Annotated in this window: 16 protein-coding genes; 10 read left to right on the top strand and 6 right to left on the bottom strand. The window is 54.4% G+C overall.

The features are described 5' to 3' along the window. Positions 1-45: 45 nt before the first annotated feature. The 3 genes from J3U88_RS27190 to J3U88_RS27180 all read right to left on the bottom strand — a co-directional run bounded on the left by J3U88_RS27190 (position 46) and on the right by J3U88_RS27180 (position 3,895). On the bottom strand, positions 46-1,359 hold the full coding sequence (locus J3U88_RS27190) for an ATP-dependent 6-phosphofructokinase (RefSeq protein WP_207862160.1): 1,314 nt from the start codon (positions 1,357-1,359) through the stop codon (positions 46-48). Between the two features lie 127 nt (positions 1,360-1,486). Beyond that, positions 1,487-1,849 carry a PilZ domain-containing protein gene (locus J3U88_RS27185; protein WP_207862159.1) on the bottom strand — a complete coding sequence of 121 codons (363 nt, stop codon included), beginning with the start codon at positions 1,847-1,849 and terminating at the stop codon, positions 1,487-1,489. 1,200 nt (positions 1,850-3,049) lie between these two features. After that, complete coding sequence (locus tag J3U88_RS27180) at positions 3,050-3,895, bottom strand: polysaccharide deacetylase family protein (protein WP_207862158.1); 846 nt, start codon at positions 3,893-3,895, stop codon at positions 3,050-3,052. A gap of 1,074 nt (positions 3,896-4,969) precedes the next feature. Between J3U88_RS27180 and J3U88_RS27175 the strand changes: the two genes are divergently transcribed. From J3U88_RS27175 to tsf, 6 genes are all read left to right on the top strand, one after another. After that, positions 4,970-5,770, top strand: a complete 801-nt coding sequence (locus tag J3U88_RS27175; protein ID WP_207862157.1) for an ABC transporter ATP-binding protein — start codon at positions 4,970-4,972, stop codon at positions 5,768-5,770. Further along, positions 5,767-6,987 carry an ABC transporter permease gene (locus tag J3U88_RS27170; RefSeq protein WP_207862156.1) on the top strand — a complete coding sequence of 407 codons (1,221 nt, stop codon included), beginning with the start codon at positions 5,767-5,769 and terminating at the stop codon, positions 6,985-6,987. Before J3U88_RS27175 ends, J3U88_RS27170 begins: the two co-directional genes overlap by 4 nt. A 213-nt stretch (positions 6,988-7,200) precedes the next feature. Then, entirely contained in the window at positions 7,201-7,635 is a 435-nt protein-coding gene (gene rplM, locus J3U88_RS27165) for a 50S ribosomal protein L13 (RefSeq protein WP_207862155.1), read from the top strand. Positions 7,636-7,648: 13 nt separating this feature from the next. Beyond that, positions 7,649-8,041 carry a 30S ribosomal protein S9 gene (gene rpsI, locus J3U88_RS27160; protein WP_207862154.1) on the top strand — a complete coding sequence of 131 codons (393 nt, stop codon included), beginning with the start codon at positions 7,649-7,651 and terminating at the stop codon, positions 8,039-8,041. 152 nt (positions 8,042-8,193) lie between these two features. Beyond that, positions 8,194-8,976 carry a 30S ribosomal protein S2 gene (gene rpsB / locus J3U88_RS27155; protein ID WP_207862153.1) on the top strand — a complete coding sequence of 261 codons (783 nt, stop codon included), beginning with the start codon at positions 8,194-8,196 and terminating at the stop codon, positions 8,974-8,976. A gap of 306 nt (positions 8,977-9,282) precedes the next feature. Next, the gene (gene tsf, locus J3U88_RS27150; protein ID WP_207862152.1) at positions 9,283-9,936 is read left to right on the top strand and encodes a translation elongation factor Ts; all 654 of its coding nucleotides are present in this window, start codon (positions 9,283-9,285) and stop codon (positions 9,934-9,936) included. A gap of 86 nt (positions 9,937-10,022) precedes the next feature. On the opposite strand, the gene J3U88_RS27145 is transcribed toward tsf, so the two are convergent. Further along, positions 10,023-11,357 (bottom strand): cytochrome P450, encoded by a 1,335-nt coding sequence (locus J3U88_RS27145; protein ID WP_207862151.1) that lies wholly within the window; start codon positions 11,355-11,357, stop codon positions 10,023-10,025. A 762-nt stretch (positions 11,358-12,119) separates the two neighbouring features. Between J3U88_RS27145 and J3U88_RS27140 the strand changes: the two genes are divergently transcribed. Beyond that, complete coding sequence (locus tag J3U88_RS27140) at positions 12,120-12,800, top strand: GNAT family N-acetyltransferase (protein WP_207862150.1); 681 nt, start codon at positions 12,120-12,122, stop codon at positions 12,798-12,800. Between the two features lie 360 nt (positions 12,801-13,160). Then, positions 13,161-13,895: a DUF6901 family protein gene (locus J3U88_RS27135; RefSeq protein WP_207862149.1), complete on the top strand. Its 735-nt coding sequence runs from the start codon at positions 13,161-13,163 to the stop codon at positions 13,893-13,895. 110 nt (positions 13,896-14,005) lie between these two features. On the opposite strand, the gene J3U88_RS27130 is transcribed toward J3U88_RS27135, so the two are convergent. Next, entirely contained in the window at positions 14,006-14,602 is a 597-nt protein-coding gene (locus tag J3U88_RS27130) for a nitroreductase family protein (RefSeq protein ID WP_207862148.1), read from the bottom strand. Between the two features lie 841 nt (positions 14,603-15,443). Between J3U88_RS27130 and J3U88_RS27125 the strand changes: the two genes are divergently transcribed. After that, the gene (locus tag J3U88_RS27125; RefSeq protein WP_207862147.1) at positions 15,444-16,316 is read left to right on the top strand and encodes an NYN domain-containing protein; all 873 of its coding nucleotides are present in this window, start codon (positions 15,444-15,446) and stop codon (positions 16,314-16,316) included. A gap of 45 nt (positions 16,317-16,361) precedes the next feature. Here the strand turns inward: J3U88_RS27125 and J3U88_RS27120 are convergent, their stop codons facing one another. Next, entirely contained in the window at positions 16,362-16,973 is a 612-nt protein-coding gene (locus J3U88_RS27120; RefSeq protein ID WP_207862146.1) for a TrmH family RNA methyltransferase, read from the bottom strand. Positions 16,974-17,208: 235 nt separating this feature from the next. Here J3U88_RS27120 and J3U88_RS27115 point away from each other — a divergent pair, with 235 nt between their 5' ends. After that, entirely contained in the window at positions 17,209-19,236 is a 2,028-nt protein-coding gene (locus J3U88_RS27115) for a M13 family metallopeptidase (protein WP_207862145.1), read from the top strand. Positions 19,237-19,298: the final 62 nt, after the last annotated feature.

The raw sequence follows: 19,298 nt of genomic DNA, 5'->3' as shown, positions 1-19,298 counted from the left end.
GGTCCTGTGTTTTCCGGCTGAGCGATGAGGCGTGGTCACCCGGCCTCAAAACATCTTCGCGGGTTGGCCGGTTGCCTGGAGAACGGCCATCCACAATTCGCTGTCGAGCGTGATTTTCTTGCGGTTGGCGACCGCAATCGGGATGGGGACGTGGATGAATTGGTTGAAGCGGCGGCCGATCATCATGTCCGTTTTGCCGGCCATGGCGGCGTGGACCGCGAATCGTGCCAGGTTTGCTGCAAAGATGCGGTCCTGGGCATTGGCGGGAAGGCTGCGCAGCATGTAGCTGGGGTCAAAGTACTTGAGGTTTACTTCCAGACCCTTTTGCTTGAAATGTTGGTTGATGCGTTGCTTCAGGTAAACGCCGATATCGCCGTGTTTGATGTTGCCGGAGGCGTCGCGTTCTCGTTCCGATTCCGGCAAAAGGTGTTGGCCCGCGCCCTCGGCAACAACGATCACCGCGTGGTTTTTGTCGGCCATGCGTTTTTCCAAATGGTTGAGCAGGCCGTGGTTCCCGTCCAAGTGGAAGTCCATTTCGGGGATGAGGGTGTAATTCACCGTGATCGAGGCCAGGGTGGCGTAGGCCGCGATAAAACCCGAGTCCCGACCCATGACCTTGACCAGGCCGATGCCCTTGGGGTTGCCTTTGGCTTCGATGTGCGCCGCCTCGAGTGCGTCGCGGGCAAAGGACACCGCGGTGTCGAAACCAAAAGTCTTGTACACATAATTAATGTCGTTATCGATGGTTTTGGGGACGCCGATGATGGCGATTTTGGCGCCGCGTCGGGCCACTTCTTCCCAAATCGTATGGGCCGCGCGTTGTGTGCCGTCGCCGCCGATCACGAACAGGATTTGGATGTTGTGTGCTTGCAGACGGTCGACAACCACGTCCGCGGCCACGTGTCCCCGTGAGGTGCCCAACATGGTGCCGCCGTAGGCTTGGATGTCACTGACCCGTTCGTGGTTGAGTTCAATGGGATCGAGGCCGGAGGCCGGATCAAATCCGCGCAAGCCGTAGCGGAAACCCAACACACTGCGGGCTTGGTAGATGTAGTGAAGCTCCATGAACAGCGCGCGAATCACATCGTTGAGACCGGGGCAGATCCCGCCGCAGGTCACAATGGCCGCGTTGACCTCGCCGGGATTAAAAAACAGTTTCTCACGCGGGCCGGCTTTCTCGAAGGCGCGCGAGGTGTCCAAGGGGTCACCCTCCTGGAACACCACTTGGTGGGGGACCCGTTCGCGGTCATTGACGAACAAGGTGTCGGAGGTGACGTTGCGGATGCTTTCAAAATCGGCGGCGTTGTAGCGCGCTTCACCGAGTGAGGTGATTTGGAAATCGCTGGGTTTCCACGGCATGGTCTTCTTCCTTGAATACGATGAATAAGATAAGTCTGCGAGACGAAGGTGCCTTAGTTTAACTGGGACCCGTGCCGGCCGCTTGCAAGAAAAAAGTGAAGCTTGGGCCGGAGGGACGGTTAACGCCCTAATCCAAACCGAATTCCGCCAGCTTGGTCGCCACAAAGGTGTCGATGGCAAGGCGGTCCAGGTCGGTGGTGCCCGCGAATTCTACCCCGCAGCCGCCGATCTCGCCGAGGGACATTTTATGAATGATCAGGCCGTCCAGGAACATGGTGTTCAGCTCAGGGACGTTAAAGCGAATGCCGCACAAACGGGAGCCCTTTTCAAAAAGGGGTTGTTGGGCGTCGACGGCCAGGTAGGCTCCGCCCGCGGAGATACTGAGCACGGGAATATCTTTGAAGCGGTGTTCGTCCAGTGAAAACTCGACCGTACAGTCCATAAAACCCCGGGTGGGGAGTCGGCGAAATTTGCGTTTCTCGTGGTGCATTGAGGGCCTCTTCCAGTGAAATCGTGCCGGGTGCCGAGCGGCCTAACCGCCGCCCTCACCGCTGCCGATGGGCAAAACGGAACGACGAACAAGCTGCCGTGCCGGCGATAGAGCGGCAGGGGAGCGCGGGTGACGTCGTTGCTAGATGATGAGATACGTCCCCATTGTACCTAATCCGACCACAAAAGGCGGATCTTTAAAAAAAAGAGCAAGCTGTTGGTTCTATGCTTTGCGTCCCCGCACCTTATTGCCGGTGGGGGGGAGCGAAAAACAAAAATAGTTGATGGGCTGTGAAAAATGTGATGTCCGTGAATTTGCGCCGGCTTACGAGGGGATGTGTGTGCGTGGCGGTTTTATCAGAAGGCAGGTCCGTGACTGGCTAGGTTCTCTTGGATGGTTGAATTTGATGAAAAATCAGGTGTTCAGGAAAGCTTTTGGCGAATCTCGAAAGGACCTTTTTAATGGGACAGGGACGGTGTTTTCTGTGAATGCTTGTGAGGTTTTTGTGAGTGGTTCCCTCGGGAGCACCATCCATTGTGAGACACGCGCGAAGGCTTGGGCACGCGCTCTTTTGCTCGGTTTTCCACAGTTTTTTCACAGCGCGCATTGAGACGCTCCGCCGTTTTGCCGCGAGCCGCATTATCCACTCTAGCGTGCGCTGTCAAGGCTGAAAACGCTGTGAAGTCAACCTTTTTGCATGCACTCATCTCTGTGCAAGGTGGTCTCAGTTGTTGCTGTACCAGTGCTTTTGGTGGGTTTTCCGCCACTTATCCACAAAGTTTTCCACAGCCTTTGTGGACGTTTCTAAAAACCCCGGTTTTCGATCCGCGTGTCTCTGAAATCGGCTCGCTTTGATTTGGAAATGTCAAACCGTTTTCTCGGCAAATGTTGCCGGCTTTCCTCTGTTCCCGATGTACCAAGCATCCCGATTCCCTATTCCTTCTCATTGGCTGGATTTTTGGCCGGGTACCGGCAAGCCTCGGTTTCTCGGTTCACATTTCTCCTGGCAGGGTTCTGGATACAAAGCTACTTCAAGGAAAATCTGTCTGCGACGAAATTTTGGAATCCCGTAAAAATGGCCTGAAGGACGTCTTGGTTTTTTAGCGCGCCGCGATCCCCACCGTTTTTGGCTGATTGCCGTGGCATGTCGCGGCGTAGCCTGTTCCGCGATGGAAGAGGTCGCCCGTCAATGCGAGCCGCTCAATCCTTTCTCGAATCGCCTTGGGTTGGGCCGACCGCCATTAAGGTCTCCGTGGTAACGAACCGGTAACCCTGCTTGGACAACTCGCGCAGGATGGTTTTGACCGCCAGTACCGTTTGCTTGCGGTCTCCGCCGCCGTCGTGCAAAAGCACAATGGATCCTGGCTGAATCTGCTTGATGACGCGGTCCGCGATGACCTTGGCTTTTTCCCCGCGCCAATCGTCCGGCGTCACGTCGAACATCACGTTGGGTTTTTGCATCAAGGCCAGGACCAAAGGGACCGAGATGAATTGGGCCGCGTAGGGTGCACGGAAGGGAATCAACTTGGAGGAGCCTAATGTTTGGAGCAGATGGTCGGTGCGCCGGATTTCCCGTGAAACGCCCAGCGGCGTCCGGCCCAGCAAAGGACGGTGGGTCCAGCCGTGGTTACCCACTTGGCTGCCTTGTTTAAGCACGGCCTTGACCGTATCGGGATGTTTGGCCGCCTGCTCGCCGATCATAAAAAAGGTGGCTTTGGCCTCGTGGCGGCTTAAGGTCGCCAGAATATCCTCGGTAAAGGGCGGATTGGGTCCGTCGTCGAAGGTCAGGGCGATCAGTTTTTCCTCGGTGTCAACACGGCGAATGATGGGTCCAAGCAACCGGGTCTGCGAAAGACGGCGGCCGATATCAACGGCGAGAAGTGCCGCTACCGTCGCCGCCGGCACAATCGACCAGTGCAGTGAGAAATGATAAGTGGCGTAAAACAAAGGGATAAGCGGCAGAGAAAGGTATCCGTACCAGTAACCGAGAAAGGTCGCGTCGTCGTACAATCGCCGTTTGATTTTAGAGAAAAGTGCAGACGCCATAGAAATTCCGCAAAGTGAGAAAGGTTGCCGTCGAAACCGTGTTCGCGCGTGAAGAAGTTGGGGAAATGAACCATTTACAGATGTTTACCACCTTACCCCGACTTTTGATCTCGTTCAAGTCTATGCTTGATTAAGCGGCTATTTATGGATAACTTCTGGTTGAACCACGCCGGTGTGTTGTAAAAAGGTCTTTTCGTGCAAAAAAGCCGGCCCCTTTGTTGTGGGTTCGTGCGCCCGGCAAAGTACGGCTTGTGTGAGACGCCGCCTGGTCGGCGCCGCATATTACCGCTTTATTTCATGAATCGGCCCGCGTTGCCGGCAAGCTTTTGTTCCGAGCGGGTTCGGATCTACAGGTTTTTGCCAGGGTACAGGAATGCTTGAAATCGGTGATTCGGATGGAAAAGTGCTTGCGGGAACACGCGTAAAAACCTAAGAAGCGCGATAAGAGTGAGGGATTTTGGCTAAAGATCTGGAGCGAAATGGTTTGGGAAAAGCGGAAGCGCACCCGCTGGGTGCGGTGAGCATTTTCACAGACCGTTGCAGCCCAGAGGTTTAGCTAAAATAACCGCGAGTTATCGCGCTTCTTAGGAAAAAGCGCGGGACGGCGTCGTAAGGGAAGAATGCGGCGGCGATTGGACCTGGGAAAGTGTTTCCATCTCTTAAATTTTCAGGTGTTTAACCTGTTTTTCTCGAAAAAATTCATTTTGATGCAGGTGAAGTGTAAGATTGTCGTACCGCCCCAGACTGAAGTGTTCGTAACAGAGGCCGAGCAGCCCGGTTGGCAATCCGCCGACCATCGATAAGATGGTTTCGTGACGGATTTCTTGGATGGTTTTCCCTGTCCAAATTATTGCCGACACGGCCAAGCTCGGCACCCGAACGCCTTGCCGCGTTCGTCAATGGTACGAAGGGATTTGCGCCAAGCGCGCGGTGCAACAATCGACCTTGACCCGTGCTGTTCACCACGATCCCGCGTTGCATTTTTTTAGACGCCGGTGGATACGACCCTAGTTGTGACGGGCATCGCACCTAGGGGGCAGGACTGATGCCGAGGACCAAGCGAGAGAGGGTTCTATGATTGAAGCCAGAGGACTGGAGAAAGTATTTAAAATCAAAGGGAAGCGGGGAAGTAAGGAACGCGATTCCTCCGACCCACGCGACGAGGGGAAAATTTTTCGCGCTCTGCGCGGCGTTTCATTTAGATGTGACAAGGGCATGGTTCTGGGATTGGTCGGCCCCAACGGCGCCGGCAAAACCACCACGCTGCGTATTTTGTCTACCGCGCTGACCCCGACCAAGGGTTCCATCATTATCGACGGCGAAGACTACAGTCTGTTTCCCAACGAAATTCGCCGCCGCATTGGCTTTCTTTCGGGGACCACCGGGCTTTATCCACGTTTGACCGCGCGGGAAATGGTGCAGTATTTCGGGCGTTTGCACGGCATGGAAGGCAAAGCGTTGAACCACCGCATGGATGAACTGTTTGAACGCTTTGGGATGCAGGAATTTGTGAATGAACGCAACGACAAGCTTTCGACCGGGATGAAGCAGAAGGTCAACATCGTGCGCACCTTGATTCACGATCCCAGTATTTTTATCTTCGATGAACCCACCACCGGGCTCGATATTATGTCGGTCACCGTGTTCCTCGATTTTTTGACCGAGAGCAAGCATCAAAACAAAACCATCATTTTCTCCACCCACTCACTGCATGAAGTGGAAACCTTGTGCGACCAAATCGTCATCATCAACCGCGGTATTTCCAGTTTTGCAGGAACCAGCGCGGCCTTGAAACAAGAAATGGGTGAAAAAACCCTGGAGCGCGCCTTTGCCAAGCAAATTGAGCAGCGCGAATCGATGGAAGGTGCCGCATGAATATGATTCCCACCATTGTCATGAAAGAGCTGACCGAAATTACCCGTGACCGCAAAACCCTCTTTTTTATGCTGGCACTGCCGACCTTTGTCATGCCGCTTCTGTTCTACGGTGTATTCACCATCGCCAAGAAAATGGCGGTCAAGGAGCGGGACCGCATCCTGCGGGTGGCCGTGATCGGCGAGGGCGACCTCAATCAAATTCGCGGCTTGTACGCTGATGAGAACCGCTTCGAGTTGTTGGACGACGTCAACCAGAACGCGGTGAAAACCATGATCCGCAACGAGGAACTGGACGCCGCCGTGGTGGTTCCGGCCAACTACCTCAAGCAAATGGCCGACGGTTTTCAGGTTGAAATCCCCATTCAGTTCACCGGCGCCAGTCAAATCGACATGGTGTTTGACCGGGTTAGCGAGCCGCTATACTTGCTGAGCGAGGAACTGAGCAAACAGCGCCTGAGTGATCTGGGCGTCACCTTCTCGCTGAAGCAGCAGGCCGTGTTGCAGCCGCTGGTCGCCAAAAAAGACTCGCTGGCGTCCTCGCGCGAGCGCTATGGGGAACAGCTCGGCGCCTTTCTGCCCTATATCTTTATTATATTTACCTTCGTGGGTGCTATTTATCCCGCATCCGACCTGGGTGCCGGTGAAAAAGAACGCATTACCCTGGAAACCCTGTTGTTGAGTCCGGTGAATCGCGTTCAGTTGGTGCTCGGCAAATACCTGGTCGTTGCCTTGGCAGGCGTGGTCTCGGCGGTGCTTTCGATCATCAGTACCTCGGCCAGCATGGTGTACTTTGTCAAAACCATGGAGGGCGGCAAGGTGCAAGAGTTGGCCGGTTTCCTCGGCTCCATCGACACCATGGATTTTGTACAAATCGGTCTGCTGATCCTGCCGCTGGCCGCCATTTTCGCCGCCGTGCTGCTGGCGATTTCGATTTACGCCAAGTCCTACAAGGAATCGCAAACCTATTTGATGCCGGTCCAGTACATCGTGCTGGTGCCCGTCATTCTCTCCACCTTGCCGGGTATGAAGCTCAGTTATCAGACCGCGCTGATCCCGCTGTTGAACGTGAGCTTGGCTTCCAAGGAGATCATCAAAGGCACGATTGATCCGCTGCAGTACGTGCTGATTTTCGTGTCGACCTTGGTGATCGCGGTGCTCGGAATTATTTTCTGCACCAAGTGGTTCCAGCGTGAGGATGTGCTCTTCCGCAACTGATCTTTTTAACCCGTTATCGATAGGCCGAAAGGCCCGCGTCGCAAGGCTTCGCGGGCCTTTTGTGTGTTTCGGAACCACCCTCAAAAACATTTTGACCTGCGTTTGCTTTTCTAGTAGAGTTAGGGTTTCGTGCGATCTCCCACCGAGACCGTACGCACAACGACCATCAGGTGTGGCTTGCCACGCCTGTTTTAATGTTTAGGAGTACCACACATGTCAACCTACTTTCCGAAAGGTAACGACGTCGAACGGAAATGGTTTGTTGTTGACGCTGAAGGTAAGCCCATTGGTCGCATCGCCAGTAATGTTGCCCGCATTTTGATGGGTAAACACAAAGCCACCTATACGCCTCATATGGATATGGGTGATCACGTGATTGTGATTAACGCCGGTAAAGTAGCTTTCACGGGCAAGAAATTGCTCTACAAAGCGTACCGTCGTCACAGTTCGCGTCCTGGCAGCTTGAAGACCATTACCGCTGGGCACCTGTTGCAAAAACATCCCATCCGTCCCGTCGAACTGGCCGTTAAAGGCATGTTGCCAAAAACCAAAATGGGTCGCGCTATGTACCGCAAACTTAAAGTTTATGCGGGTTCCGAGCACCCCCATGCGGCACAACAGCCAGAAACCCTTGAGTTGAACATCTAAGGAGGCACTTAACGTGGCCGATATTCAGTACTACGGCACCGGCCGTCGCAAAACGTCGACAGCACGCGTTTTCTTGCGCCCCGGTACCGGTAAAATCATGGTCAACAAACGCGAGTTTGACCAGTATTTCCCTTCCGATCTTCTGAAAATGATCATCCGTCAGCCCCTGACCCTGACCGAAACCACCGAAAAGTTTGACATCGTGATCACCGTTAAAGGCGGCGGTCCTACCGGTCAAGCCGGTGCCATTCGTCACGGCATTTCGCGCGCCTTGTTGGAATTCAACAGTGAACTGCGCACCAAACTCAAGCAAGCCGGCTTCTTGACCCGCGATCCGCGTGAGAAAGAACGTAAAAAGCCCGGTCTGCGTGGCGCTCGTCGTCGCTTCCAGTTCTCCAAACGCTAATTGGAGACTGCTTTTGGTGTCACGGTTCGCTCGCGGTTTACCGCGAGCGGCTTAACCCCGAAAACTTACCCGGCACGCTTCGCGCGCGCTCGGCCTAAATTAAAGTTAAACTCGTTGCTTTAAACGAGTTGATTTGAAAGGACTGGTTCCACATGGTTCACATTTCCATGAAAGAATTGCTGGAAGCCGGCGTCCACTTCGGTCACCAGACCAAGCGCTGGAATCCGAAGATGAAAAAGTACATCTTCGGAAGTCGCAACGGCATCTACATCATCGATCTGCAAAAAACCCTGAAAAAGTTCAAAGAAGCGGTTGCTTACGTTCAAAACGTGGCGGAACAGGGTGGTAACGTACTCTTCGTCGGTACCAAACGCCAAGCTCAAGAATCTATTGAGGTTCAAGCGCAACGCTGCAACATGTATTACGTCAACAACCGTTGGTTGGGCGGCACTTTGACCAACTTCAAAACGATCCGTAAGTCCGTTGAGACCTTGAATCGTTTGGAAGCCATGGCCACCGACGGCTCTTACGACAAGTTGACCAAAAAAGAGATCCTCGATCTCGAAAAGAAAAAAGACAAACTCAACAAAGTCCTGTTTGGTATCAAAAACATGACGCGTTTGCCCGACGTCCTTTTTATCGTCGACCCCAACCGCGAGAAAATTGCTGTTTCTGAAGCCAACAAATTGGGCATTCCCATTGTTGCCATCGTCGACACCAACTGTGATCCCGAAAACGTCGATTTTGTCATTCCCGGCAACGACGATGCGATTCGCGCCGTGAAATTGTTCACCACGCGGGTTGCCGACGCCGTCATCGAAGGTCGCCAGGTCCGCGAAGCCGCGACTGAAGGCGAGGATGAGGCCGATGTGATCGAAACGTCCGGCCCCAGCGCATACCACAGCGACGGTTCCGAACCCAACGCGGAAGCTTAATTCCGCCGATCCGCGCCCCGTTTTTCCAACGGGCGCGCGCGCGAGCCGGTCTGCCGGCTCGCGTTTTTCGCCCGTCCTTTTTGCTTGCTCTGACGGGCGTTCGAAGGTAGTGTGTACAGTTTGGTGGTTGATTGGGGGATTGCGCGGCGGTTTTTATTCGTCTGCCCGAGCACCAACTCTTCTTGTGATCCCACTGATACCAACCCTTTCCAGCGTTGGCGCCCCGAGGCTCAATGGCTGAAGAAAGCGGGAGACCGCTTTATTTTTTTTGAATTCGCAAAAACGAAATGTTTTTAGGAGATCAACATGTCCATTAGCGCAAAAGATGTTAAAGAGCTGAGAGAGCGTACCGGCCTCGGCATGATGGAATGTAAAAAAGCACTGGTTGAGTGCAACGGTAACTTAGACGAAGCCGTTACTTACCTGCGCAAGCGCAGTGAGAAAAAAGTTGAAAAACTTTCTACCCGTATCGCCGCCGAGGGGACGGTTCACTCCTACGTTCACGGCAACGGTCGCATTGGTGTTCTGCTCGAACTCAACTGCGAAACCGACTTCACCGCGCGTAACGACAACTTCCAAGCTTTGGCCAAAGACATCGCGCTGCACATCGCCGCCGCCGCACCTTCGTTCCTGTCTCGCGACGAAGTGCAACAGGCTGATCTCGAAAAAGAAAAAGAAATTGCCCGTGAGAAAGCGATTGCCGAAGGCAAGCCTGAAAAAGTGGTTGACCGCATCGTAACCGGCAAAATGGAAAAGTACTACGAAGAAAACGTACTGCTCGAGCAGAAGTTCGTTAAAGATCCCAAGAAAAGCGTTGAGGATCTGATCAAAGAAACGACCCACAACATCGGTGAAAAAATCACCCTGCGTCGTTTCGCCCGTTACGAACTGGGTGAAGGCATCGAAAAACGCGAAGACAACTTCGCCGAGGAAGTTGCCAAGCAGGTTGCCGGCAACTAAGCCTTTTTATCAAGGATTGCAAGGGGCGTGTTCCGAAAGGGGCGCGCCCCTTTTTCTATTTGGGAGCCGGCTTAGGCTCCGGCGGGCTAGCTCTCCTCGTCGTGGGAACGATCCTTGATACGCACATGGGGGCCGCGGTCCTTGGGGGAGCAGAAGAAACCTTGGACCTCACTGCCGCCGACCGGGCGGTCCAGGTTGATTTCCATATCAGAGAAAAGCGTCGCCAGCACGACTTTCATCTCGTGCATGGCGAACGAGCGGCCGACACACATGCGGTTCCCACCGCCGAATGGGGCCCAGCGCCAAGCCGAGGGTTTGGCCGTCAGGAAGCGTTCCGGCTTGAAGAGCAGGGGGTCGGGGTAAACCGAAGCGTCGCGGTGGAGGATGTGGGTGGCGATGGCGACCACCGTGTGGGCAGGAATGGTATAACCCCCGAGTCGCAGTGGCTCACTGAGGTAGCGCACCCCGGTGAAACCCGCCACCGAGGGACACAGCCGCAACGTTTCTTGGATGACCGCTTCCGTATAGGGCATTTGGTCAAAACGGCATTTGGCGGGTTCGCGACCGCCGACAGCGTTCATGGCTTCCTCTTGAATCCGTGCCCGAACCGTTTCCTTTTCCAAAATACAGGCGAACAGCCAGGCCAGGGCGTTGGAGGTGGTGCCGAACCCGGCCTTGAGCAAGGTGACCAATTCGTCGTGCAGTTCTTTATCGGTTAGGGCCAAGCCGTCCGGTTTGGTCAGTTGGCACAGGCGGGAAAAGACGTCCTCGCGGTCGCTCAAATCCGTGGTGCGGTTGGTCGCAATATGTTCGTGGATGATGCGGCTTAGTTCGCGTTCCGCCATGTGACGATCACGCCCTTGGATGGCCGCGTTTTCCAGGCACATCAACCGCGAACACAACATGTCGAAGAGTTCGGATTCGTCGAATCCCAGAATCGATTTGGCGATGACGTCAATGGTGATGCGCTGCATCTCCGGTAGCATGGGGAAGGCGCGGCTGCGCGACCAAAGGCGCGCATGGCGGCGGATCGTCGCCATGATCGGCAGGGTATAGGCGCGCATGCGGTTGCCGTTGAAAATCGGCTGGTAAACGCGGCGAATATTCATGTGTTCGCGGCCGTCGAGCCGGATAATACCGCCTTGCTGGGTGCGGCTGCCGAACAGCATTTTGTTGGCGACACCGGCCATGGCAATTTCCGGGCTGGTTTTAAACAAGGTTTCAACATCCTCGGGGCGGGTGATAAAGACCCACTTCCCGTTGGCCTCGGTATCGACCTCTTGGTTACCGAAGGTGCCAAGATTGAGCGTGAAAATGCGCCCGAATTTTTGATGGCAATCGTCGAAAAAACGCAGCGGCGTGCGGCGCAGCAACTGGAGTTGTTCACCTTGGTTTAGCTTGGGTCCTGGCGGAAAAAGCATGATGTTGCCTCGTGTTGCGCCCAGCATCCGCCGCGCCGGCAAAGGGAGTATGACACGGGGCCGGCAGTCGGGTTGTGCGAAGGTGTCTCGCACCGGATTTGGGGAGGATGAGGGTGTCGCATGAAATTATAAACCGGCGAAATACCAAAGCAAAATAAAATCCCGCTCAGGCGGGGCGGGAGGCCGGTCGGAACCCTCTTGGAGAGCGCGCCAGGTCGGCATTCAGTATTTGATCGCGTGTGCTCCGTGCCGGCGCGCGTTCTCGAGTCGGTTGATTGGCGCGAAGGAAACATGAAATGGAGGTTGTTTTTCCAGTAGACGGATGTGTATCGGGGTGCGCAAATGGGCTGGGGACGGGTTGTTTGGCGGGTTGCAAAAAGTCGACAAGGAATGTTGCTGGTAAAAATAAAGGTTTTGGAAAATAAATCCGTTATCCCTGCTAAGGTGTCGGTCACGATTTGCTGCGAAAAACGCCTTTCCGGTCGTCTGGCTTGCTGGATGATTCGGCGCAAGACGTGCTCGGGGTTGCGTTCTTTCCGGGGTCGTCTCGTCTAGGATAAACATAGCTGTTGCTTGATGTTGCCGATTTTTTGTCGTTTTTTAAGAATGATTTGAGTTATCGTCGGTTTTTAGAAAAACACAGTCGTCATGTTGACCCTGGATAAATGATAAATCGGAAATATAAATTGTCACAGATTGGGTTGAGCTTGCTCATGTTAAGATAACATCCGACTTGGAGAAAGGAATGGAGGGTTTGGATCGATGGGTAGTTGCGGGGCACTAGAAACTTTTGGGCGAATCGAACCCCGTCACGACATCGTTTTCGAGGTGGTCGATCAGAGGAACATGCACGACGCGGCCGCTTTGGTTGCTCGGGTGTTCGCTCGCGACGAACCCCTGGTTCGGTTTCTCGGGATTTCCGAAGAAGAGATGTTCGCATTCACCTCCCAGTACTACCCGAAAATCGCGGCGGAGGGGCTCTCGCTCATCGCGCGTGATGTGGCGACTCGGGCTGTGATTGGTGCCCGTATCTGCGAGGATTCCGCCATCCCCGCGCCCGACGGCTTGATTACCGAGCTTTCTCCTAAATTTGACCCCCTGTTCGCTTGTCTCGAGCAGCTAGGTTCCGATTACTTTACGGAATACCAACCGAAGCCCGGCGAATGTGCCCATATGTTTATGGTGGCCGTGGCCGACGACTACACCAATATGGGGATTGCGCCGCGCATGAACCGCCTGTTTTTTGAGATGGCGCGCGAGCGTGGTTACCGGCGGCTGGTGACGGAACCCACGGGCAACATTTCCCAGCATATTTTGCGCGACAAAATGGGTTTTGAGGTTCTGGTTAAATTGGCTTATCGGGACTTTTCCTTTAACGGTGAGAAGGTGTTCGCCTCGATTGAGGGGCATGATTACGCCATGTTGATGGAAAAACGCATCTAACCCGCATTTCTCACCAGTATCCTGCTTCGCGAGCCAAAAAGCTTGCTATCACCACGTTTGCTCCCACCGTTGCATGGCAACGGTGAGAACCGGTCTTCGACGTGGCGCTGCTACGCCGAATGGTCGGCCCCGCGCAAGGTCGAACCCCTGTGTCCGGTTTCGGTCGCAAGCCTTGTGCTACCAAACTTTTTGACACGCTCACGACGAAAGCTGGTGAGAAATGCGGGCTAAGCCGGGTGGCGTCTTGTTTTTCCCAGAATTTTTAAATTCTTCTCCTTGAGCCTTGCCGCTTAGCGTTAGACTAAGGTACCCATCCAACCTACCGGCGCAGGCTGCGTCCTTCCGCGAAGGAGAGGCCTTATGATTCCATTGGATTCTCAGGTCAGCCACGACGACCTCGATGCCTTAGAAGTCCGCTATCATTTCATTTTTCCCGACGGGCGTTTTAAAGTGTTCCGCCTTGATTTAGCCGAGGGGTTCGTACTCCGTGAGCGTCGCTTGAAGCGGCCCCTGCCGGCGTGGGTTGCATTGGGGTTTCATCAATGTCCCAATTGTCCGCTTAGTACCAAAGAGGTGCCTCATTGTCCGCTTTCCGTGGGTTTGGTCGAATTGATCGAATCCTCGGTGAATTTGCGCTCTTACGACGAGGTGCGGGTCGAGGTCCACATGAAATCGCGCACCGTGATCTTTAACGCGGCGATGCAGAAAGCACTTAGTTCGTTGATGGGCCTGATCATTCCGCTGAGTGGCTGTCCCCACACCGCGCCTTTTAAACCCATGGCGCGCTTTCATTTGCCCCACGCCACCGTGGAAGAAACCATCTATCGTGTCACTTCCATGTACTTATTGAGTCAGTACCTGCGCCATGTAGACGGCAAAGACGCGGTGTTTGATTTGTCCGGTTTGCGAGAAATTTACCAACATGTTCATGTGGTGAATCGTTTTGTGAGCGAGCGCATCCGCGCCATCGTGGAAGAGGACGCCTCGGTAAACGCGGTGATTATTCTCGACATGTTCAGCCAGGTGCTGCCCATGTCCCTTGAGCAAACCCTGGAAGAACTCAAGCCGCTGTTTCACGCCACCCTTGAGCGGTGACGCGGGGTGTTTTTTCGAGAGATCGGGGGCGGTTAGCCCGAAAACGCGTGAGGACGATCCATTCGCATCCTTCCACGGGACGGGTGGAAGGATGACGAAGACGATCTTGTTTAAAATGCGAGGCCTTTGCCAAATTCATCCTGAAAACAAAAGGTTTCCAGGGCGTTGCGTTCGCGAGGTGCGCGTTCCCGCTCGGCGAGGGGTTCTTCCAAGCTGCCGGGATCGTCGGGGACGCCGACCGCGATGCCGGCCACCGCCTCGTGGTCGGCCGGAAGGGTGTAGGTGGCGGCGATGTGTTCACGGTCGATACCGGCCATCATATGCGCTTGAAGACCCAGGGCGGTGGCTTGAAGCGCGAGTTGGCCCGCGGCGAGACCCACGTCGTGAAAGGCGTGGATGTTGGGTTTGCCGTTGCGCGTGAAGGTGGTGTGGGCAAAGGAAAGGATGAGGAGGCCCGCGTTTTGCGCCCATTTCTGATTGGCGGGAACCAGGCAGGCAAGCAAGGCGGCAAACGCCTCGGGTTGATCGCGACGCGCGACCAGAAAACACCAAGGTTGTTCGTTGAAGGCCGAGGCCGCCCAGCGGGCGGCTTCGAGGAGGGTTCGCACCTGTTCGGGGGACATTGATTGGGGCTTGAATGCGCGTGGGCTCCAGCGGTACTGGATGAGGCTGTGAATGGGGGCGTTTCCGGGGGCGGGTTTTTCCATGGGTTCCGTCCTGTAATTTTCGGTAAAAACAAGAGAAATCAAGCGTCGCTGTTTTGCGGCTGCTCGGCTGAATCGGTGTCTTGTTATTGTAAATCTTTGGTTGGCTGCCGGCGAAAAGAAACCGGGGTTGCGGGGTAAATGAGTTAACGGGGTAAAGCATGGATTGCGCGATTAGGGCGGCGGGTGAGGGCAGGTTTCGAACTTTACCGGCGCATCTCTCAGCTTTTGCTTGACTTTTGGCCGGTTTACGGCCACATTTCAAATAATTCTTTGCGAGAGTAGCGCTCGGCCGGCCTGACCGCCGCACGGATCATCGTGAATTTGTTCCGGTACGGGGCGCTTCGTCACCATCTCACATTGTTGAACTTCATGTTGATCGCCGCGATTTTAGACGGGGTGATCATTTCCATTCGACCGCCGTGAACGGCTCTTTCTTTGAAAACCTAAAATACCTAACGAAAACATTCAAATGTTGTTAGCACGCCTTACGATATGCTTTTGAGAGGGCGAATTTTCGTGAAGTTGGTGGGTTATCGAGAGAGATTGCAGAAGATTCTAACCGTTCCTCCTGCGCTGTCGCGCACGGTTTTGTTGAAACCCAGGCTTCATTAAATCTTTGGTAAACACTCATTTAGGAGAAGATAGACGGAATAGTCGGCTGTCGTTTTTTGGCGATGTTTTCGTTGATATTCAGTGAGGAAGGACTTACAATACAAGGCTTATTGTGATGGGCTTTCATGTGCTTTCTTCATTTTACGAATTTTGCCCAGGGTCACTTTTGACCTGAAACGACTTTTCTGTTCTGTCCGATCCTATTGTCTATTCCGTTCGAGGTACTCCGATGGTTCAACCAAACGACTTACAATTTTGTTCTATTCTTGTCGATTTTGAAAATTTGTTCTTCTCACTTAAAAATTATCGGCCCGACTTGACTGCCGGCCAGGAACTGGTTCACCTGCTCGACAAACTCCGTTACAAGATTCAGGAAGAATACGGCTATTTGCCGATTATGAATCGCACCTATGCCGATTACCAAAAAGACTACGAGATGGCTGATGTTCAGGGTGACCTGCAGCTCGCGGGTTTTGAGCCGCACTTCATCCACTCCAAACCTTCTAAGAACTCCGCCGACATCTTGTTGTCCATCGACGCCATGGAAATGGTTGTGTTGCGCGAGGACATTAACTGTCTGGTTATCTGCGCCGGGGACAGTGATTACCTACCCATCATTCGTCGCATCTTGCAATACGGGAAACAGGTTCTGCTGTGCGCCTTTAGTTTCAACATGTCCGGTGATCTCAAGCGTCAGGTGGGAGAACCCAACATCATTCGCCTAAACAGCTTGTTGCCCAAAAGCCGCTTGGTGAACACCGGCTTGGGTTTTCAGGACGAAGAGGTCGATTTTGGGCCGGAAGAGATGTGGCTTTTCGAAATCGACAATGACGAAGAGCGTTTGTTGCGGGTTGTATTGCAAGAGCACGCGCGCCATGAGCGCGAGGTTTGGGTCGGTCCCTTCTTCCGCGACATCGTTCCCAACGAGGCGGAATTGCAGCATCTTTCGCGTTTTGAAATTCAAAACGTCATTGACCGCCTCAAGGGTAAAGGGGTGATTCGGGTGCGCAAGGTCCCCGGTAAACCCCATCCTTATTCGGTTTTTTCCATCAATTTCAACCACCCCTGTGTGCGTGAAATTGTGATGGCCGCCGAAGTTTAGGGCGCGTTTTACAATGAAAAAAAGCCGGTTGTCCTACCGGCTTTTTTATGCTTCCCCCGACCAGGTTGCTTTGAGTTGCCTTTGTTCCGCCGCGTCCAAGGCCCAGTCCAAAGGCCCCGCCTCCAGTTTGCGCCGCAGTTCATGCAGGCAAAGGGCCACGCTGACCGAAACATTGAGGCTTTGGGTCATGCCGAACATGGGAATCCGAACCGCCACGTCGGCCGCCGCGTGAAGGGTTTCGCTTAGGCCGTGTTCTTCCGTTCCGAAACACAGCAGCAGCTTTTCGTCCATGGTGCATTCCGTGAGTTCCACGTATCCCGGGCGCAGTGAGGTCGCGGCAATGCGGTAACCCTCTTGTTTGAAACCGTTCATCAGCGCGGTAAGCGCCGTTGTATCCGCGGGTTGGTAACGGTGGATAGTGACGCGCCGCCAAGCCCCCTCGGTGGTGTCGACAAAGTCGGCGGGCAGTGGTGGTTCCGGCCAGTTGAAGCGGTTACGCGTTTCGACCACATGCAGGTCTTGAATGCCGTGATGATCGCAGGTGCGGATAATCGAAGCCGCGTTATGGGCCTGATAAACATCCTCGATTAACACGCTTAAAGCGCGTGTTCGGTTTTTGACGGCGGTGTCGAGGTCGATGGGGCGGGTGTGGGACAAAGAGTTCTCCAAAACGGGTAATCATTGCCGCGGCGGCACTCCTATCATACCGTGACATCGCCCCCGGTGCCTGCTCAAGTTCACCCGCCGCGCTTGAGCCGATTATCCCTTGTCCTACGCGTGTTAAGGGTAGGGCGGAACCGGTAGGGATTTCCGCCGGTGGTCCCTTTTTATTTCCGACCCACTTGTTGGTGTTTCCATGGACCACGGCATCTAAGACAGGGAGTAAGGACTCATGATTCGTAGCAAATTGGCCAAATTGGCCCTGAGCGGGATGTTCGCGGTGGCGGCGCTGACGGCGGGGGATAAGCCGATCAACACCGACTATTTCGACAAGGACTGCAAACCGTGCGATGACTTTTACAAGTATGCCAACGGCGCTTGGCTCAAAACCGCGGAGATCCCGGCGGAGGAAAGCAATTACGGCATGTTCCAAGTGGTTCGCAACCGAAACCAGGACTTGCTCAAGCAAATCGTGCAAAAAGCAGGTGATGCCAAAGGCGCTTTGCCGGGCTCGCCGCGGCAGCTGGTCGGCGATTTTTACGCTTCCGGGATGGATCAAAAAACCATCGACGCGGCGGGGATTAAACCCCTGGCTTCCTACTTGGCGGAAATCAATGGGTTTAAGAACGCGAGCGACATCGGCGCTTTTGTCAGTGCCTCTCACCGCGGCGGCCTCGACTTCCTGTTTGGTTTTACCTCGTTGCCGGACTTTTCCGATAGTTCCATGGAAATCGCTTACTGCGTTCAGGGCGGTTTGGGTTTGCCGGATCGCGATTATTACCTCAAAGAAGATGCCGAATCCGCCGAGTTGCGCAAAAAGTACAGGGCCCACATTGCCGAAATGTTGCGTTTCTTGGATTACAGCGCGGCTGATGCGGGCAAAGCCGCCGGCATTATTATGGAAATGGAAACGGCGCTGGCCCAGGCCAGCTTGAGCGCGGTCGAACGCCGTGATCCCGCCACGTGGTACAACCTCAAAACCCAGGCCGAGGCGGATGCCGCCACGCCTAACTTTTCGTGGAGCAACTACTTCAAAACCCTCGCCTTGTCCGAGGTGAAGCAGTTCTCTTTCGCGCATCCCAAGTTCTTTGCCGAGATGGATAACATGTTGGCCAAACGCCCCGTTTCCGATTGGCAGCATTACCTGCGTTGGCACCTGATCAGCGGTGCCGCGCCTTTTTTGAGCGCTGAGATCCGCGCCGCCGATTTTGCCTTTTCTTCCACGACCCTTCGCGGCGTGGAAGAACAGCAGCCCCGTTGGAAACAGGTGATTAACGCGACCAACTCGGTTTTGGGCGAAGCATTGGGGCAAATGTACGTGGCCGAGGCGTTTCCGCCGGAAGCCAAGCAACGCATGATGGTGATGATCGATGATTTGCGTGTTGCCCTAAAAAACCGTCTCAAAAACTTGGCTTGGATGAGCGAGGAAACCAAAAAGAAAGCCTTAATTAAAGCCGATTCCTTTACACCCCATATCGGCTACCCCGATGAATGGCGTGACTACAGCCAACTCAAAATTAAACGGGGTGATTACGCGGGTAACCTGCTGCGCGGCCGTGCCCACGCCCGTGCTTACGAAATTCACAAAGTCGGCAAGCCGGTGAACCCTAAGGAATGGGGCATGAATCCCCAGGTCGTCAATGCCTACTACAACCCGCTGAAAAACGAAATTGTGTTCCCGGCCGGGATTCTACAACCGCCGTTTTTTAACATGTCCGCCGACGACGCCGTGAACTACGGGGCGATTGGTGCCGTCATCGGCCATGAGTTGATGCACGGCTTCGACGATGCCGGCAGTCGTTTTGATCACGACGGCAATATGAAGAACTGGTGGACCGAGGACGACCGCGAGAAATTCGACGCCCGTGCCGCCGAGTTGGTCGCTCAGTTTAATGGCTACGAACCCCTGGAAGGTTTGTTCGTCAACGGCGAATTGACCCTTGGTGAAAACATCGCCGACCTGGGTGGCTTGACCATTTCCTATGAGGCCTTGCAATCGCGCCTGGCCAAAACGGGCAATACCGCCAAAATCGACGGGTTCACCCCCTCGCAGCGTTTCTTCCTTTCCTGGGCACAAGCCTGGCGGCGGCTGTACCGCGATGAGGAACTGACGGTTCGGGTCAAAACCGACCCTCACTCACCCAGCCAATACCGCGCCAACGGCCCGGTTTCCAACATGCCCACCTTCTACAAAGCCTTCGGCTGCAAGCAAGGTGACGCCATGTTCCGCGATGAAAAAGACCGCGTCGTGATCTGGTAGCGCTTGGGAAGCACAATAAAAAAGCCCGAGTTACCGTGGGGTAACTCGGGCTTTTTTGTGTT

The organism is Acanthopleuribacter pedis (assembly GCF_017377855.1).
Classification (GTDB): Bacteria; Acidobacteriota; Holophagae; order Acanthopleuribacterales; family Acanthopleuribacteraceae; genus Acanthopleuribacter; species Acanthopleuribacter pedis.
The sequence above is the reverse complement of the archived record's forward strand: the minus strand, read 5'-3'. Positions and strand labels throughout refer to the sequence as shown.

Bases quoted from the DNA above. Each gene is read 5' to 3' on its own strand.
- J3U88_RS27190 (WP_207862160.1), bottom strand. From the start codon at position 1,359: ATGCCGTGGAAACCCAGCGATTTCCAAATCACCTCACTCGGTGAAGCG.
- J3U88_RS27185 (WP_207862159.1), bottom strand. From the start codon at position 1,849: ATGCACCACGAGAAACGCAAATTTCGCCGACTCCCCACCCGGGGTTTT.
- J3U88_RS27180 (WP_207862158.1), bottom strand. From the start codon at position 3,895: ATGGCGTCTGCACTTTTCTCTAAAATCAAACGGCGATTGTACGACGAC.
- J3U88_RS27175 (WP_207862157.1), top strand. From the start codon at position 4,970: ATGATTGAAGCCAGAGGACTGGAGAAAGTATTTAAAATCAAAGGGAAG.
- J3U88_RS27170 (WP_207862156.1), top strand. From the start codon at position 5,767: ATGAATATGATTCCCACCATTGTCATGAAAGAGCTGACCGAAATTACC.
- rplM (WP_207862155.1), top strand. From the start codon at position 7,201: ATGTCAACCTACTTTCCGAAAGGTAACGACGTCGAACGGAAATGGTTT.
- rpsB (WP_207862153.1), top strand. From the start codon at position 8,194: ATGGTTCACATTTCCATGAAAGAATTGCTGGAAGCCGGCGTCCACTTC.
- tsf (WP_207862152.1), top strand. From the start codon at position 9,283: ATGTCCATTAGCGCAAAAGATGTTAAAGAGCTGAGAGAGCGTACCGGC.
- J3U88_RS27145 (WP_207862151.1), bottom strand. From the start codon at position 11,357: ATGCTTTTTCCGCCAGGACCCAAGCTAAACCAAGGTGAACAACTCCAG.
- J3U88_RS27140 (WP_207862150.1), top strand. From the start codon at position 12,120: ATGGGTAGTTGCGGGGCACTAGAAACTTTTGGGCGAATCGAACCCCGT.
- J3U88_RS27135 (WP_207862149.1), top strand. From the start codon at position 13,161: ATGATTCCATTGGATTCTCAGGTCAGCCACGACGACCTCGATGCCTTA.
- J3U88_RS27130 (WP_207862148.1), bottom strand. From the start codon at position 14,602: ATGGAAAAACCCGCCCCCGGAAACGCCCCCATTCACAGCCTCATCCAG.
- J3U88_RS27125 (WP_207862147.1), top strand. From the start codon at position 15,444: ATGGTTCAACCAAACGACTTACAATTTTGTTCTATTCTTGTCGATTTT.
- J3U88_RS27115 (WP_207862145.1), top strand. From the start codon at position 17,209: ATGATTCGTAGCAAATTGGCCAAATTGGCCCTGAGCGGGATGTTCGCG.